Origin of the sequence: Paraglaciecola sp. T6c (assembly GCF_000014225.1) — a bacterium.
Classification (GTDB): domain Bacteria; phylum Pseudomonadota; class Gammaproteobacteria; order Enterobacterales; family Alteromonadaceae; genus Paraglaciecola; species Paraglaciecola atlantica_A.
In genome coordinates this window covers 311,533-327,315 of the sequence record NC_008228.1, presented here as the reverse complement: position 1 = coordinate 327,315, position 15,783 = coordinate 311,533, and the positions used below count along the sequence as shown (strand labels likewise).

Annotated in this window: 17 protein-coding genes; 7 read left to right on the top strand and 10 right to left on the bottom strand. The window is 45.4% G+C overall.

Annotation, left to right across the window (positions count from 1 at the left end; translation table 11 throughout):
• Nucleotides 1-16: 16 nt before the first annotated feature.
• From PATL_RS01435 to PATL_RS01400, 8 genes are all read right to left on the bottom strand, one after another.
• Nucleotides 17-232, bottom strand: a complete 216-nt coding sequence (locus PATL_RS01435) for a TIGR02450 family Trp-rich protein (RefSeq protein ID WP_011573211.1) — start codon at nt 230-232, stop codon at nt 17-19.
• Nucleotides 233-257: 25 nt separating this feature from the next.
• Nucleotides 258-680, bottom strand: a complete 423-nt coding sequence (locus PATL_RS01430) for a hypothetical protein (protein WP_011573210.1) — start codon at nt 678-680, stop codon at nt 258-260.
• 142 nt (nt 681-822) lie between these two features.
• Nucleotides 823-1,860, bottom strand: a complete 1,038-nt coding sequence (locus PATL_RS01425) for a succinylglutamate desuccinylase/aspartoacylase family protein (RefSeq protein WP_011573209.1) — start codon at nt 1,858-1,860, stop codon at nt 823-825.
• 263 nt (nt 1,861-2,123) lie between these two features.
• A complete protein-coding gene (locus PATL_RS01420) occupies nt 2,124-2,468 on the bottom strand; it encodes a hypothetical protein (protein WP_011573208.1) in 345 nt (114 codons plus the stop codon).
• A gap of 837 nt (nt 2,469-3,305) precedes the next feature.
• Nucleotides 3,306-3,893, bottom strand: a complete 588-nt coding sequence (locus PATL_RS01415) for a pentapeptide repeat-containing protein (RefSeq protein WP_011573207.1) — start codon at nt 3,891-3,893, stop codon at nt 3,306-3,308.
• A 30-nt stretch (nt 3,894-3,923) separates the two neighbouring features.
• Nucleotides 3,924-4,850, bottom strand: a complete 927-nt coding sequence (locus tag PATL_RS01410; RefSeq protein WP_011573206.1) for an alpha/beta hydrolase — start codon at nt 4,848-4,850, stop codon at nt 3,924-3,926.
• 178 nt (nt 4,851-5,028) lie between these two features.
• Nucleotides 5,029-5,712 (bottom strand): haloacid dehalogenase type II, encoded by a 684-nt coding sequence (locus PATL_RS01405; RefSeq protein ID WP_011573205.1) that lies wholly within the window; start codon nt 5,710-5,712, stop codon nt 5,029-5,031.
• Between the two features lie 111 nt (nt 5,713-5,823).
• Nucleotides 5,824-6,474 carry a peroxiredoxin-like family protein gene (locus PATL_RS01400; protein ID WP_011573204.1) on the bottom strand — a complete coding sequence of 217 codons (651 nt, stop codon included), beginning with the start codon at nt 6,472-6,474 and terminating at the stop codon, nt 5,824-5,826.
• A 132-nt stretch (nt 6,475-6,606) separates the two neighbouring features.
• Between PATL_RS01400 and PATL_RS01395 the strand changes: the two genes are divergently transcribed.
• Complete coding sequence (locus PATL_RS01395; protein ID WP_011573203.1) at nt 6,607-7,491, top strand: LysR family transcriptional regulator; 885 nt, start codon at nt 6,607-6,609, stop codon at nt 7,489-7,491.
• Between the two features lie 135 nt (nt 7,492-7,626).
• On the opposite strand, the gene PATL_RS01390 is transcribed toward PATL_RS01395, so the two are convergent.
• Nucleotides 7,627-8,472 (bottom strand): tetratricopeptide repeat protein, encoded by an 846-nt coding sequence (locus tag PATL_RS01390; protein WP_011573202.1) that lies wholly within the window; start codon nt 8,470-8,472, stop codon nt 7,627-7,629.
• 167 nt (nt 8,473-8,639) lie between these two features.
• Between PATL_RS01390 and PATL_RS01385 the strand changes: the two genes are divergently transcribed.
• From PATL_RS01385 to purD, 6 genes are all read left to right on the top strand, one after another.
• Nucleotides 8,640-8,945: a DUF962 domain-containing protein gene (locus PATL_RS01385; RefSeq protein ID WP_011573201.1), complete on the top strand. Its 306-nt coding sequence runs from the start codon at nt 8,640-8,642 to the stop codon at nt 8,943-8,945.
• Nucleotides 8,946-9,256: 311 nt separating this feature from the next.
• Nucleotides 9,257-10,258 carry a tRNA dihydrouridine synthase DusB gene (dusB, locus tag PATL_RS01380; RefSeq protein WP_011573200.1) on the top strand — a complete coding sequence of 334 codons (1,002 nt, stop codon included), beginning with the start codon at nt 9,257-9,259 and terminating at the stop codon, nt 10,256-10,258.
• A gap of 29 nt (nt 10,259-10,287) precedes the next feature.
• Nucleotides 10,288-10,581, top strand: coding sequence for a DNA-binding transcriptional regulator Fis (fis, locus tag PATL_RS01375; protein WP_006991173.1), 294 nt, complete (start codon nt 10,288-10,290; stop codon nt 10,579-10,581).
• A 99-nt stretch (nt 10,582-10,680) separates the two neighbouring features.
• Complete coding sequence (gene purH, locus PATL_RS01370; RefSeq protein WP_011573199.1) at nt 10,681-12,303, top strand: bifunctional phosphoribosylaminoimidazolecarboxamide formyltransferase/IMP cyclohydrolase; 1,623 nt, start codon at nt 10,681-10,683, stop codon at nt 12,301-12,303.
• Nucleotides 12,304-12,460: 157 nt separating this feature from the next.
• Nucleotides 12,461-13,267 (top strand): class I SAM-dependent methyltransferase, encoded by an 807-nt coding sequence (locus PATL_RS01365; RefSeq protein ID WP_011573198.1) that lies wholly within the window; start codon nt 12,461-12,463, stop codon nt 13,265-13,267.
• Nucleotides 13,268-13,368: 101 nt separating this feature from the next.
• On the top strand, nt 13,369-14,652 hold the full coding sequence (gene purD, locus PATL_RS01360; protein ID WP_011573197.1) for a phosphoribosylamine--glycine ligase: 1,284 nt from the start codon (nt 13,369-13,371) through the stop codon (nt 14,650-14,652).
• A gap of 151 nt (nt 14,653-14,803) precedes the next feature.
• Here purD and PATL_RS01355 read toward each other — a convergent pair whose 3' ends face one another.
• Entirely contained in the window at nt 14,804-15,736 is a 933-nt protein-coding gene (locus PATL_RS01355; protein WP_011573196.1) for a GGDEF domain-containing protein, read from the bottom strand.
• Nucleotides 15,737-15,783 lie beyond the last annotated feature (47 nt).

Sequence of the window (15,783 nt, the reverse complement as noted above, 5' to 3'; positions counted from 1 at the left end):
TGGATCGTAAGCTGTACTATTTCCAACCTTGTTGCCATTGGCCGCTGTTTTTTAATTCCTGCCAATCTATAGAGGTAGCGCGTTTTGTCATCACAGCTTCAATGCAGCAGATTAGCACTGCACCTTCTTCATCAAACTCTACTTCAGAGACAATGAAGTGCTTTTCTTTGTTCTGGGGCCTTACCGCCGTCCATTTGCTGTTGAGTAACTTTTTAGGGTTAATTTGATGCATACACGGCCTTTAACTAAGCATGTAATTAGGCAATGAGCGACGACGTTAATAACTCATCAATCTCTGCTTTGAGCTCTTTATCTTCGATTTTATTGGCACTGATTTTCGCAGCCTGTAAGTTCTTAATTGCCTCACCTGTGCGATTCAACTCTATTTGCAGTTTCGCCATCGAATAGGCGATAGATGACATATGGTCTTTCGAGTTTATCGCCGTAGCCTTGTCTAACGCTTTTTGGTAAATAAGCACTGCATCGCTTAGATCTTCGGTGAAATCGGCCAGTGTTTCCCACTGCTCAGGGTGATCTTTATTGGTATTTTGATGCTCAAGGCAAAGTGCTTTCAACTCATCGTAAAGACGATCAAACGCCTTCTGGTCGTTCTTGTTAGCAGCCGTCATCAACTTTTCAGATAGGCCATAAACCGCTTTATATATTTTGGTATTAATCATCACGCAACCCTTTTAAACATCATCAAGCGACGAAGAGCTCTTCGCAGCGCATTGTATGCCAGCAAAGATAACATGAAACATGGAATTCATATTGAGATTAGTAAAGTCAGAAGTGCAAAGACCATTTGCACTTCCCAGTGAATTACTGGACACCAATGGTTATCAACGCTGCCCCTTTGTTCGCTGGCGGCGCGTTTTGAAGCATCAACACCACACCGCGGTTTGGCGCCCGAAGCTCAGCGATAGGTTCACCAAAGTAATCGCGCACTATCCCTAGTAGCGCCCCTTGCTGTACAAATTCGCCAATTTCACACTTAGACTCAAAAAAGCCTTTTACTGGGGTTTCTACTTCGACAAGTTGTTCGTAAATAGTTTGACCTTCTGAAGCAGGTAAGGTGCTAGGAAGCATGTCGATACCCGCAATTAGACGGCGCAGTGCATCAAGATATGCCAGCACGTCTACTTCTTCGTTATGGCCACGATCACCTATCTCTAGCGTCAGGCCGGGCTTGCCACGTGTCATTGCTGTATTCGGGTAACTAATTGAATTGGCGGGATCTCTTGGGCGGTCACCGTATAAAATGATATGACGCATGCCGGAGGCTTTGGCCCAGGCCAGAGTGCGAGCATCTAGTGCATTATCACCCACGAAGGGCGCGTATATATGCGGCCATAGTTGCTGATATGCGCTCCCTGAATGCAAGTCAGCAAGATAGTCACTACTGCCGATGATCTCTTCTGTTAAAAAATGCGCAAGACGCTCTGTATCAGAACCTTTGGCGTTGCCAGGAAACTCCCGATTTAGATTCTTTTTGTCATTTGGATGCAGAGCGCTTAGGCCGTATTGGTGAAGCGCAGGCAAATTTGCCGCATGCACAAGAATAAGCGTTCCTTTGAGTACAGCTGGGTCAACCTCTGAGCGCAAGCGTTGTAGGGCTGTGATTGCTGGGAATTCGTCGCCATGGGTTCCGGCAGAAAAGGTCAAGACCGGGCCTGAGTCAACCCCATGGAAAACGGTGATCGGGACCTGCATATCAGTATCCGTAACGTTGGCAAAAAATGAACGCTGCTCACCTGCAGGAATGCTGTTGCCTGCTAATTCGAAGGGCGAGCGAGCAGCATTTGCTAGGGTGGTGATAAAGCACATAATAATCATTAAATAGCGGGATCGTAGATGCATCGTTTTTCCAGTTAGGTCATGAAGATCAAGAGATTGGGTTTACACATCACATGCCATTGAATTGTATATGAAAGACCTAGCTTCCAGAAGACCAGAGTTGAAGATCGCGGATAGCGAGAATATTACTGAGCGGAGCATGTTTGATGCGCTCGTTGTAAACCTAGTGGTAGCTGCAGGCAAATGATTGAGCGAAGCGCATGCTAACTAAAAAGATAACACGGCGAGGCTGCGCTTGATGCTCGCAGCCAGAAAGCTAGCGAAAACTACATTTGCACGTTAACGCTTTGCAAGTACTGCATATTACTTAACTCAAGCAATGACAGGCCCCGCGTTGCTTGTTCAACAGCCATTTTACTCCAACCTGAGTCGGCATGTTTACGCGCTATTCCAAAATAATAAGCGGCGCGTTGAACACGCAATTTGGTATTACGGTCTGACAGGTCATATTGCATGCCGGTCAATTTTGCCTCTAACTGCTGTAGCTCAACAGGCATCACCGACATTGCTGCGGAATTTTGGGTGGAAACACTCTCATCAGCCTGCGCATTCAATAAAAAGCCACCAGCGGCTAAAGTGATTACTGTGGTCAATGACAATAAGGTTTTCATGGTTTCTCTCTTTAAAATTAATAGTTAAACAAGACCTTAGGTCTTGTGCTAAAACAGTATTTGCAATATCGATACCCTTTAAAGCCAAAAAGCTATATAAGGAGTTCACCAATTAAAAATCTGTTTTGAATCATAAAGATAAAGAAAAATAAACGACTGCCTCACTGCTTATCTTACCTATTATTAATCATCAATAGGCCTGTATCTTCCTGAAAAATTGAGAGTTTTTTACACACGTCAGATAAAAACTACTGACGGTGTAATGAATTGTTTTCTATGCCTTGTTGCTACATAAAATAAGCTCCCATCTCTAAGGCGCAGAAAGTAACACAACCTAAAATGGTTAACGATTAGACAATGTATGTAGAAGCCTAAGAAGGTCGCTGTTACCGACTCCAGTATATTGAGATATGCGTGGTGTGTTTTGGGGACACTGTCGTAGAACGGTTAACGCGCTTCCCTGACTACGCAGCAACGTATCAATCTCGGTGCTATCAATGCCGATTTCGCCGAGCCATGCCATAACACGTAGATGCCCACAACGGATCAGCAGTCTGATGGATTTAACTACATTGGATGAGACGTTTGTTGAGCCGGCTTGTTTAAATCAGGCTTTCCCTAAATGGTTTGCACCAGTCTTTGAATGTAAATAGAAGGCCCTGTCCATTAGTCTAATATCGCTTTGCCATTGAAGAAGCGTGAGTTGCTTGAACTTGCATAGGGCTCGTTTCATGAATGAGATGGCAGATGGCAGATGGCAGATGGCAGATGGCAGATGGCAGATGGCAGATGGCAGATGGCACGGATACTGTTAGCTCAACTCACAAAATGCAAACTTTAGTCTACTAACTCAATCCCTAATGCTGCTAACAACCCCAACGCCTCAACGCGAGAAAAGCGTGCCTTATCTACACGATTTTGCCTTAAATCTATTTGATAACCCTGGGCTTGGGTGAAATCAGCTGAAGTCAAAGTCGTATTATGAAAGCGGCTTTGATCTAGCTCACTGCCTACAAAACGCGCTTTACGCAAACTGGCTTGGGTAAAGTCGACATCATGCACTTTGCAATCAATAAGCTGTATAGCCCCCAGAGCCAAGCCAAAAAAAGAGCCGGAGTTGAGTATGCAGTCTTTAAATTTTGGCGGGTTTCCCAAATGACTAGTCCAATCTGCTTGCGTCCAGTCAACTGCCAATAATTTACAGCGAATAAAAATGGCACTGTGAAACTGGCTATTGTTCAATGCCAGCAGCGACAAATCACAATCGACAAATTCACATTCATCAAATACACAAAAGCGCCATTGCCCTTCCCTCAAATCAAGCTTTTCGAACCTGCACTGTTCGAACCTTATGCTCTCCCAGCAAGCTTCACTGGCTAAAGGGTGTTGATGACCAATCTCGTCATCGTAATATTCAATGCCCAATACGTTACCTATTTCGGTTAAATACTTCTGTTAATTGGCCCCTTGGTGGGTAGGCCGTAGCTCGTTAAATTGCTGTGCACTAAGCAATTGAAAAAACTCGTCTAAGTCATGCCCAGTATCGACGCTACCTGCAAACCAAGGATGCAGTTTTAATAATATGTTGATGTGATTAATCTCTTCACCGTAAAGCCGTGTCTGCACTGGCCGATTTGCATCACGCAAGGCTTGTGCTAGCTGTTGTTGATTGAATTCACCCACTGCGTTGTCACCCATTGCATGTAATAGCAACATGGGTGGCTCGTCGCCATCAACATGGCTAGTGGCTTTCATTGTGTGAAAATTCTCTTCACCGAAGGTGGCAATGTATTCTGGTGAATCTGGGGTAAATGCATAAGGCCCAGCTATGCCTGCAAAGCCGCTGATATCCCCCACAGTTATGCCAACGTCAGTCAAATAGTGTTTGTCCGTCATCAATAGCGCGCCGGTGTGTGCCCCAGCTGAATGCCCTGCAAGATAAATTTGTTGCGGGTTACCGTTATAGCGGGAAATATTCTCTTTTACCCAAGCAAGTGTTTTTGCGCCATCTTCAATGAACTGGGGGAAGTGCCCTTCAGGATATTTAATATAGTCAGGAATAACGACTGTGTAGCCGCGTGCAACAAAGGCATGAGCGACGAAATAATACATAGACTTGTTTCCCCAATTCCAACCTCCACCGTGAATAAATACGATAACCGGTGCCACAGGGTGCGAATTGTCACTGGGGTACACATCTAATGTTTGCCATGGCTCATCGCCAAAGGCAATATCATGATTGACTGTGATGGGGTCAATCAGCTTGAGTGTGTTATTGAAAATAGCTAAGCCTGTGCTTCGACTGTCTTGTAATAAACACACCCCAAGCCAGAGCAATAGCCCAACAACCACTACCAGTAGCATCACAAATATTTTGCGCATGTTATTATTATTCTTTGTTTTGACCTACATCGAGTATAAAGACAATTTTTATGATGAAAACTCAAAACCGAATAATACAGACAAAAAGCCCTCGAATACGGCGAGGCATTCGAGGGCTTGAAAAGCATTTTTTGTCCACAGGTGTTCACAAACAAACACCTGACGTCATGACATCAGCTTACTTTAGTATTTCAACCAATTCGCTTAAATCTTTTACGATATAGTCTGGCTCTTGTGCCAACGGATAAAGCGCTTTGCCTGGGCGCGCAACAAAAGCGGTTTGTAACCCTGCCGCTTTAGCACCAGCGACATCCCAACCGTGGGCAGCAACCATTAGCGCCTCTTCAGGTTTAATATTCAGTTGTTCAAGTGCCCATGCATATGAACGCAGATCAGGTTTGTAAACTTTAATGTCTTCAATGCTCATGCGCTTATCGAAATAATCCGTTAAACCCGCATTTTTGAACTGGGTCTCAACACCTTTGTTAGACGAGTTGGTCAAACTGACAATTTTGAATCCTTGCGCTTTAAGGGCAGTCAACCCCGCTTTAACATCAGGGTGAGCGGGCAGAGATAGTAAGGGCGTTTTAATCGCGGTTACGGCTTGCTCTTCGGTAATGTCGATATTGTTGTTTTGCGCCACCATCATTAACGCCGCTACGCCAATTTTACCAAAGTCTTGGTAGTCACCGGTTACTGTGGTCACTAGCGAATGATGCAACATGGTTGAAAACCATAAAGTTGTTAGCTCTTCTTGACCATCTAAGGCCTTACCGACTGAGGTGCGCATGGTTTCTAAATCGAGAAGGGTTTCGTTTACATCGAAAATAATAACTTTAGGTTTTGGGGCCGCATGAGCCATAAAGTTCGCTCCTAATAGTGAAAAGAAAAGAAAGGTTAGCGTGATCAACCGCGTTCGTTTTGCGAAAGGCACAAATAAGTGCATAAATAAGGGCATAAATGGGTACTCTGCTTAGTTATCAAGTGTGGTTAAAATTTTCAAGACCTCAGATGGCTCTGAGCGCTTAGTGTAATCTTCAGATACGAACGCATACACAATTTGGCCGCTTTGATTGATGACATACGTTGCAGGCATGGGCAAATTGAAGGTGTCATCACCATTAAAAGCGGGAAGATCTACTCCTGAATGCGAATAAATTGGCCGTAAGCGCTCGTCTAGGCTAAATACCAGACCGTAGTCATTCGTCACATTGTTGCCCACATCTGACAATACAGCGTAAGACAACTCGTTTTTATCTTTGGTGGTGAGTGAGTTATCTGGCGTTTCGGGGGACACTGCCACCAACTGCGCCCCTAAATCTTCGATGCGTTCCAGCACTTCTTCAAATGCTCGAAGCTCGTAGTTGCAATAAGGACACCAACCACCGCGATAGAAATTTAACACCACGGGCCCGTGGGCCAGCATTTCAGCTAAGGTGACGAGCTTACCATGCACATTTGGCAAACTAAAATCAGGCGCGTAATCCCCCACTTGTAAAGCATCAGAAGAAATATCCGTTGCCATCAAATCACTGGTGGCTAGGGCCATAACGTTTAATACGTCCTTGGGCGCGGTGGCATTTTTCTGTTTTTCGTATTCGGCTATTTGCGCCTGTAGCGACATGATTATCTCCTGCTTAAAATACGGCGTTAACTATGTATGGGTAAGATATGGGGTTAGACAAATTAAAACCTAGCAGGTAAAACCGAAAGCATGGTTTAATATTTTCGAATCAGTAAACGTCGGCCCCACTTTATGTACACAATCAACGAATTAGAAACCTTTATTGCCATAGTAGAAAACAAAGGAGTGGTTTCTGCGGCCAGCGCTTTAAACATATCCCCTGCCACAGTCAGCCACAGGCTGTCTAAACTTGAACGCATTCTGGGCACGGTTTTAATATTTAGAGATAGTCGTAATGTGCGCCCTTCCGCCGAAGGGGAAGAGTTTTATCAACGTGTGGGAGATATTTTAGCTGCCCTGTATGATGCCGAGTTTGCCATTGGCGCCAGAGACAGTGCGATCAGTGGACGATTGCGGGTGACACTGCCACCTTGGATATTTTCGATTTATATCCTGCCTAACCTCGTCAAGTTTGAGCAGCAATACCCTGACGTTATTTTAGATTTTCTGGTGACCGATCAGTTCGTCAATGTAGTGGACGATGCCCAAGACGTTGCGATTCGGGTGGGCACCTTAGCAAACTCAGGATTACTGGCGCGTAAAATAGTTAACAACAAGCGGATCTTATGTGCTTCGCCCCATTACCTAGCACAACACCCACCTATTTCTGACGTACAAGCGCTCACCGAGCACCGTTTTGTCGCCCTGCCATGGCAAAAGCAGCTTAAACTTTTACATAATGATGGCAGCGTATTTGCCTTGAATACTAAAACTCGGTTTACGATTTCTAATTCTGACAATATGACCCAAGCGCTGCGTGCGGGTCACGGCATTGGCATAAAATCAGAAATTGCGATTAAGCGCTGCATCCAAGAGGGGAAATTAGTAGAAGTATTGCCCAACGTACTTGCTTCGCCAGAGGCTCCAGTCTGGTTTTTACGCCCGCAAAATAGTTTAGCGACCCGTAAAGCCGAAGCCTTCTTCGAATTTGTAAAACAGGCTTTTAGCCAATGCTAGGCCCGCAATATGTCCTGAAATACCTGTAGTACGGTGAAAAACAAATAAAAAAATACCAAGGAATGGCCTTGGTATTATTGAATTTCCCTGCTTTTAAACGCGCACATTGAGATGCGCCCTTGAAGTCATTTATCGTTAATAAAGCAGACTATACACCTTACGGCGATATTGAGATTTAAGAGGCTCACCATCTGGCAGCGCGTTGATCATATCTAGCATTAATTTTTTAGCATCTTGAAAGTTCAGGTCTTTTAACAATACAGAGTGCATTAAACCCAATGCTTCTTCGATCTGATTGGCTTGACGCAATTGTACTGCTAATTTTACTTTTAAATCTAAGTTGTCTGGGTCGCTTTCCAGTGCTTGCTGCAAAGCAATAATTTCGGGGGACTCAGCGGCTTGCTCGGCCAATTCAATTTTACCTAAAATAGCACGGTAATATCCGTCTTGATCCACCAAGCCAATGGTCGCTAATAATTCCTTGGCTTGATTCACCTGGCCTACTTCTACTTGGCAATCCGCCAATAGCAACTTAATATCAGCGCGGTTAGGGTCCAAATCGAACGCCTGCTTTACAAGGGTAAACGCTTCTTGGTAATTAGCTTGCTCTGCCATGGCTGTGGCTTGGGCAAATAATTCGTCTTGAGGCTTAGGCAAGTGTTTATCTAACATGGCTTGAATATTCGCTTCACTTTCAACACCGGCGAAGCCGTCAACAGGTTGGCCATCTTTAATCAACATAACCGTAGGCAAGTTTTGCACGCCAAATTGCGCCGTAATATCTGGCTGTGCCTGACAATCCACTCGAGCATGCAATAGATTTTCACCTTGTTTGCTCGCAATCGCTTGCAATACTGGCGCTAGTTGCTCACTAGGCTCATAACCTTGGGCCCAAAACTCAACCATAACCAATTTGGTGGCGGATTCTTGTAAGATGACTTGCTGAAAATTCTCAATGGTAATATCTACGCTATTTTGCATGTTAAATCTCTTATGCTGATGATGAACAAATGGTGGGGTCGTTTACGCCAAACTCAAGCCGTTTTCTGCCTTTGAAAAAAGCAAGACTGTCGCCTATTAGACAATCTCCCCATTATTGTCCGTGCTAACGTCTAGTTTATTAGAACACATAGTGAAGGGGAAACCCCATGTCCAAGAAATACCAAAGCTTTGCTGATTTTTATCCTTATTACCTGAGTGAACATCAAGACACGGTTTGCCGTCGCTTACACTTTGTAGGTTCAAGCTTGATTATATTTACCATTATATACGCAGTGCTAAATGCTCAATTTGCCCTGCTGTGGCTTATCCCTGTATTAGGCTATGGTTTCGCTTGGGTCGGGCACTTCTTTTACGAACACAATAGACCAGCCACCTTTACCTACCCTTTTTATAGCTTCCTAGGAGACTGGGTGATGTTTAAAGACATGCTCACGGGAAAAATTAAGTTCTAGTTTGTTTTCGATCCTCTCTCAGTCTTATCTTGCTTCTGTTAACACCCCCTCTTAACCCCAGTAATGGTAGGGTTTCTGTGTAACATCCCTGCCAGTTCGGCTACATTTAATTTACACAGCTGCTCAGATATCACCCAGCATAAAGTGAGGACATGTGAAATTTGCTATGTTCTATAAGTGTCAAGCCCAAAACGTCAAAAAAACTGACAATTTGTTCAAAATATAGCCTTTTCAAGTCTGTAAAAAAACCGTAAACTTGCCGCCCTTTTTTGCAAACCGGACAGTTTTTGCGCGATTTCGCGTTTTGAATTATGCAGATTGGTCCTTACAAGCTTGAAAACAATTTGATTCTGGCGCCTATGGCAGGTGTGACAGATAGGCCTTTCCGGCAATTATGCAAACGCATGGGTGCAGGTTTGGTGGTATCTGAAATGCTGTCGTCTAATCCTGATGTATGGCGGTCAAGTAAATCCAAGCAACGTATGGATCATGTAGGCGAAAAAGGGATCCGCGCGGTTCAGATTGCTGGCGCTGATCCATTATTAATGGCTCAAGCGGCACAGTTTAACGTGGATAACGGTGCCCAAATTGTTGATATTAACATGGGGTGTCCGGCTAAGAAGGTAAATAAGAAGTTGGCGGGCTCTGCGTTATTGCAAGATCCACAATTGGTTGAGCGAATAGTTCAATCTGTGGTCGAAGCGGTGCAGGTTCCGGTAACGTTAAAAATACGCACAGGTTGGAATACGGACAATCGCAACGGGGTGCAAATTGCAAAGATCGCCGAACAAAACGGCATTCAGTCTTTAGCAGTTCATGGTCGCACCCGGGCCTGTATGTACAAAGGTAACGCTGAGTACGACACCATTAAAGCCATTAAACAGGCTGTGTCGATACCCGTCGTTGCCAATGGTGATATTACCTGCGTGCACAGTGCAAAACACGTGTTGGAATACACCAATGCAGATGCGTTGATGATAGGCCGAGGTGCCCAAGGTAACCCTTGGATATTTCGCCAAATTCAACATTTTCTGCAAACTGGCGAAATACTGCCTTCGCCCCCATTAGGTGAAGTGCGCGACGTATTATTAGCGCACGTAGCCAATGTTCACCAATTTTACGGTGAATTTAAGGGAGCGCGGATAGCTCGCAAACATGTGGGTTGGTATTTAGCGGAACATGACCGTGAGCGGCAATTCCGAGCCAGGTTCAATGCGATTGATGATGCTGCAGAGCAACTTGATTCATTGGCACATTATTTTGACCACTTGGCAGGCGAACCTACGACTCATCTCGTATCACCTGCTGCCTAACGATGACTAACTAAAGAGCAAGATTGTATATGTTCGAGCAAAATGTAACTTCTCCTTTTACCACTACGGTAACGACTCCTTCACAAACACAGGCGCAGAAGCCTTTACGTGACTCTGTAAAACAAGCAGTGAATAAGTACCTTAAGCAACTAGACAACACAGATATCGAAAATTTGTACGAACTAGTAATGGCCGAAGTTGAAGCGCCAATGTTAGAAGAAATCATGACTTTCACCCGCGGAAACCAAACTCGCGCGTCAATCATGTTAGGCATCAACCGTGGCACGCTACGCAAGAAGCTTAAACAGTACGGCATGAACTAAGTAAAAAAATGAAAGAGCACCCTAGGGTGCTCTTTTTGTATGCGCTATACTTCGCGCCCCTAGCATCATTGTTAATCCTTTTTAGAAGATAAACACACTATGACGACTCAAAAACCTATTCGCCGCGCTTTATTAAGCGTTTCTGACAAAACTGGCATTGTAGAATTTGCCACTTTCTTAGCCGAGCAAGGCGTTGAGCTTTTATCGACCGGTGGTACAGCCAAATTATTAGCAGACCACGGGCTAACCGTTATCGAAGCATCTGCTTATACTGGTCATCCTGAAATCATGGACGGCCGTGTAAAAACCCTGCATCCCAAAATTCACGGCGGCATTCTTGCGCGTCGCGGCCAAGATGAAGCAGTGATGGCTGAAAACAACATTCAACCTATCGATTTAGTTGTGGTGAATCTTTATCCTTTTGCTGCCACCGTTGCCAATGACGACTGCAGCCTTGAAGATGCGATTGAAAACATCGATATCGGCGGCCCAACTATGGTGCGCGCAGCAGCCAAAAACCATAATGACGTAACGATAGTCGTCAACGCCAAAGACTACGCCCGTGTTTCCGAGCAGATGCTAGCCAATAATGGCTCAGTAACGGCCAATACGCGTTTCGATTTAGCTATCGCCGCATTTGAACACACCGCCGAATATGACGGCATGATCGCCAACTACTTCGGCACCATGATCGAATCTGATAGCTGCACTGATGAGTGTTCAGACGCCTGTGCTGATGATTGCGGCCATGTACACAGTGCATTCCCCCGTACATTCAATGTACAAATGAGTAAAAAGCAAGATTTACGCTACGGCGAAAACAGCCATCAAGACGCTGCATTCTACGTAGAAAACAACGTTCAAGAAGCGTCTGTTTCGACCGCTACTCAGTTACAAGGCAAAGAGCTGTCGTTCAATAACATCGCTGACACCGACTCTGCATTAGAGTGCGTGAAGGAATTCGCAGAGCCTGCGTGCGTTATCGTTAAGCATGCTAACCCCTGCGGAGTAGCCCTGGGCGAGAACATACTTGAAGCCTACAACCGCGCTTACCAAACAGACCCTACCTCTGCATTCGGCGGCATCATTGCGTTTAACCGTGAATTAGATGGCCCAACGGCGCAAGCTATTGTCGACCGCCAGTTCGTAGAAGTGATCATTGCTCCTAGCGTTAACGATGAAGCCGTTGCCATCGTTGCGGCTAAAAAGAATGTTCGCCTTTTAGCCTGCGGTGATTGGCAAGGCCAGTTAACTGACGGTTACGACTTCAAACGTGTCAACGGCGGTTTGTTAGTGCAAGAGCGTGATTTTGGCATGGTTGACATGGAAGACTTAACGGTTGTCACCAAAGTGCAACCGACCGAGCAGCAGTTAAAAGACTTAATGTTTACCTGGAAAGTCGCTAAATACGTTAAATCTAACGCGATTGTATATTGCAAAAACAGCATGACGATCGGTGTAGGCGCAGGCCAAATGAGCCGAGTTTACTCAGCCAAAATCGCGGGTATTAAAGCGGCTGATGAAGGTTTGCAAGTAGAAGGTTCGGTAATGGCTTCTGACGCGTTCTTCCCGTTCCGTGACGGTATTGATGCCGCCGCAGCAGCTGGGATCAGCGCTGTCATTCAGCCCGGAGGTTCTATGCGTGATAATGAAGTTATCGCCGCAGCGGATGAACATGGTATCGCTATGGTATTCACTGGTATGCGTCACTTCCGCCATTAATTGTCTGCATTAATCGCAAGCGAAGCGCGGTGTTTACTCCATCGCTCTTCGCTGATTTGAGCAGATTTACGGCTTAGGTTTAAGCTACTTGATATTTAGTGTTGCGTAAAAAAACGCTACACTAGGTCCGTTTAAAGACTCATTACAGGATTTGCTCATGTTTAAGCGCGCTACGCAGTTAGTTTGTTCTATTACGTTCTTAGCTTCTTCTTTTGCTCAAGCTGATGCCCTTATCGATGCTCTAGCCGATGAAGGACGCCCTACCGAACAACGTTTACGTGACGAATACCGTCATCCGCAGCAAACTCTTCGCTTCTTTGAAGTTCAGGAAGACATGGCTGTAGCCGAGATTTCACCTGGTGGTGGTTGGTACAGTAATATTCTTGCTCCGCTATTAAAGGAAAAGGGCCAGTTTTACGCTGCACACTTTTATGTGGATGAGAACACCAACGAGTTTTATAAAAAATCTCGTGAACAATTTGAGCAGAAAATAACTGCATTAAAAAGCTATCAAAACGTTAAGGTCACCACCTTTCATCCAATGAAAGCCACTGATTTTGCGCCAGCTGAATCCCTTGACCGCGTGCTCACCTTTCGCAATATTCATAACTGGTACATGCAAGACGGTGATGAAGGCGTAGAAAACGCCTTTAAAGCTTTTTACAAAGCTTTAAAGGTCGGCGGTGTGCTTGGTGTGGTTGAGCATAGCTTACGCGAATCACAAAGCAGCGCGTTGCAACAAAGCTCCGGCTACATGAAGCAGTCATATGTTATCGCTCTTGCTGAAAAAGCTGGATTTACCCTAGCAGGTAAAAGTGAAATCAACGCCAATAAATTAGATAGCGGCGAACACGAAAAAGGCGTGTGGACCTTACCCCCGAGCTTACGTTTAGGCGAGAAGGACGAAGGTAAGTACCTGAAGATTGGCGAGAGCAATCGTATGACCTTAAAGTTCGTAAAATAAACCTGTATTAGGCTAGCGATTAGCCATTCAAAACGCCGCCTTATTGAGCGGCGTTTTGATAAATAGCCCTATTTGTTAACCCATTTTCTAAAGCGGATCTCATGAAAGTATTGATAATTGGCGGCGGTGGCCGCGAGCATGCTCTAGCTTATAAAGCAGCACAATCAAACGGTGTAAGCCAAGTTTATGTTGCCCCAGGTAATGCAGGAACGGCCCTTGAGCCAAAACTCGAGAATGTTGCCATCGACGTTGAAGATATCAGCGCGCTGGTCACTTTTGCCAAACAAAATGCGATTGCTTTAACCATAGTGGGCCCAGAAGTACCACTTGTGTTGGGCGTGGTAGATGCATTTCAAGCCGAAGGTTTAGCGATTTTCGGCCCAAGTAAAGCCGCTGCGCAGCTTGAAGGTTCAAAGGCATTCACTAAAGATTTTTTAGCGCGTCATAAGATCCCTACAGCTGAATATCAAAATTTCACTGAGATTGAGCCCGCCTTAGCCTATTTGCAACAAACAGGCGCTCCTATCGTGATAAAAGCTGATGGCCTAGCCGCTGGCAAGGGTGTGATTGTCGCGATGACCTTAGATGAAGCCGAAGATGCGGTGCGCGATATGCTGGCGGGAAATGCCTTTGGCGAAGCAGGCAGTCGTGTTGTCATTGAAGAGTTCTTGGACGGTGAAGAAGCGAGCTTTATTGTCATGGTTGACGGCAAAAATGTATTACCTTTTGCCACCAGCCAAGATCACAAACGTGTGGGCAATGGCGACACAGGGCCAAACACAGGTGGTATGGGCGCGTATTCACCAGCCCCGGTGGTGACCGATGAAATTCACCGACGCGTGATGGATGAAGTGATCTACCCTACGGTACAAGGTATGGCAAGCGAAGGTAACGATTACCACGGCTTCTTATATGCGGGCTTGATGATCATGGCCGATGGCACACCTAAGGTGATTGAATATAACTGCCGCTTTGGGGATCCTGAAACACAGCCCATCATGATGCGCTTGCAGTCTGACCTCGTTGAGTTAGTGCAGCTTGCCGTTGACGGTAAGTTAGACCAAGCCACTGCCAAGTTTGACCCTAGAGCTGCTGTAGGCGTGGTACTCGCCGCAGGTGGTTATCCGCAAGCTTATAAAAAAGGCGACGTGATTTCTGGTTTAAACCAAAATGAAAGCGACGTAGCTAAGGTTTTTCACGCTGGTACGAAAGATGTCAACGGTAATGTAACGACAAACGGTGGGCGCGTATTGTGCGCAACAGCCTTAGGTGAAAGCGTCACTGAGGCACAACAACGTGCTTATGAACTGGCCAAGAGCATCAGCTGGAATGGCATGTTCTATCGTGACGACATTGCTTATCGCGCCATTGCTCGTGAGCAATAAAGATTAGGGTTTAAAATCTGAAAGCGACACTAGAAAGCGCCAACATGGCGCTTTTTTTATGTACTTTAAATGAGCCTTATTATACCAACGCCATTTTCAAAATCCGCTGGGGGAATTCTCACAGGGCACGTATTTATTGGAAGGGGTATGACTAACTCACAAGCCGGTTGCGGCCCTGTTTCTTAGCTTGATAAAGACACCGGTCGGCTTGCTCCACCAGAAATTCAGGGTGATTAAAGGTGTGGTCGTTAATGTCATGGAGCTTCAGTGTTGCCGCACCGACACTCACAGTGACCTTACCATTAACAGTAGACGCCTTGTTTTTTATATCTAGCGCTTCAATATTGCGTAATATCATTTCAGCTATTTTTTGCGCGCCTACTTTATCGGTGAAAGGTAACAGTACTAGGAACTCTTCGCCGCCATAGCGCCCCATAGCATCACTCTCACGCTGCAAACTCGCTTCAATGGTAGTGGCAACCTTCTTTAAACATTCGTCACCCGCTACATGACCATAGGTATCATTAAATCCCTTGAAAAAATCAATATCAATCATTAGCACTGACAGCTCATGTTGCCCTCGAATAGCTGCGTACCAAAACCGGTTGTAGGTGGTGTCGAGCTGCATGCGGTTAGGTACGCCAGTCAGCCCGTCGGTACAGGAGATAAGCGCCAGCGTACGAAGCTTAGCCGATACCTGCATATGATTTCGGATCTTGATGTTGAGCATGGCAATATCGGTTGGCAGCTCAACGAAGTCTAATGCACCCGCTTCTAGTCCAGATAAAATCAAGGATTTGGGCGTATCTTTACCATACAAGATAAGCGGAATATCTATGGTTAGGGGGTGCTGTTTCAAACGAGTACAAATGAGAAGCCAGTCGCTGTCACGGGGAGATACTCTGATCAATACTAAGTCGATAGGTGCATTTAGCGCTAACTTGAGTACCTCTTCATTGTCATTACACACGAGCAAATGGAATGATGTTGAAAATTGGCGGGTGAGTGCTTTTAACATTTCGCCGGGGTTATCTACCACCAGCAACGTTTGTTTTAGAACATTTGCACTCTCTGGATTTTGCATTGCGGCTCTGGGTTTTGGTCAGCTAGGTGCTTAACTCGCAAATTGCC

Excerpts from the sequence above, each read along its gene's own strand:
- PATL_RS01435 (WP_011573211.1), bottom strand. The coding sequence starts at position 232 with ATGCATCAAATTAACCCTAAAAAGTTACTCAACAGCAAATGGACGGCG.
- PATL_RS01430 (WP_011573210.1), bottom strand. The coding sequence starts at position 680 with ATGATTAATACCAAAATATATAAAGCGGTTTATGGCCTATCTGAAAAG.
- PATL_RS01425 (WP_011573209.1), bottom strand. The coding sequence starts at position 1,860 with ATGCATCTACGATCCCGCTATTTAATGATTATTATGTGCTTTATCACC.
- PATL_RS01420 (WP_011573208.1), bottom strand. The coding sequence starts at position 2,468 with ATGAAAACCTTATTGTCATTGACCACAGTAATCACTTTAGCCGCTGGT.
- PATL_RS01410 (WP_011573206.1), bottom strand. The coding sequence starts at position 4,850 with ATGCGCAAAATATTTGTGATGCTACTGGTAGTGGTTGTTGGGCTATTG.
- PATL_RS01405 (WP_011573205.1), bottom strand. The coding sequence starts at position 5,712 with ATGGCTCATGCGGCCCCAAAACCTAAAGTTATTATTTTCGATGTAAAC.
- PATL_RS01400 (WP_011573204.1), bottom strand. The coding sequence starts at position 6,474 with ATGTCGCTACAGGCGCAAATAGCCGAATACGAAAAACAGAAAAATGCC.
- PATL_RS01395 (WP_011573203.1), top strand. The coding sequence starts at position 6,607 with ATGTACACAATCAACGAATTAGAAACCTTTATTGCCATAGTAGAAAAC.
- PATL_RS01390 (WP_011573202.1), bottom strand. The coding sequence starts at position 8,472 with ATGCAAAATAGCGTAGATATTACCATTGAGAATTTTCAGCAAGTCATC.
- PATL_RS01385 (WP_011573201.1), top strand. The coding sequence starts at position 8,640 with ATGTCCAAGAAATACCAAAGCTTTGCTGATTTTTATCCTTATTACCTG.
- dusB (WP_011573200.1), top strand. The coding sequence starts at position 9,257 with ATGCAGATTGGTCCTTACAAGCTTGAAAACAATTTGATTCTGGCGCCT.
- fis (WP_006991173.1), top strand. The coding sequence starts at position 10,288 with ATGTTCGAGCAAAATGTAACTTCTCCTTTTACCACTACGGTAACGACT.
- purH (WP_011573199.1), top strand. The coding sequence starts at position 10,681 with ATGACGACTCAAAAACCTATTCGCCGCGCTTTATTAAGCGTTTCTGAC.
- PATL_RS01365 (WP_011573198.1), top strand. The coding sequence starts at position 12,461 with ATGTTTAAGCGCGCTACGCAGTTAGTTTGTTCTATTACGTTCTTAGCT.
- purD (WP_011573197.1), top strand. The coding sequence starts at position 13,369 with ATGAAAGTATTGATAATTGGCGGCGGTGGCCGCGAGCATGCTCTAGCT.
- PATL_RS01355 (WP_011573196.1), bottom strand. The coding sequence starts at position 15,736 with ATGCAAAATCCAGAGAGTGCAAATGTTCTAAAACAAACGTTGCTGGTG.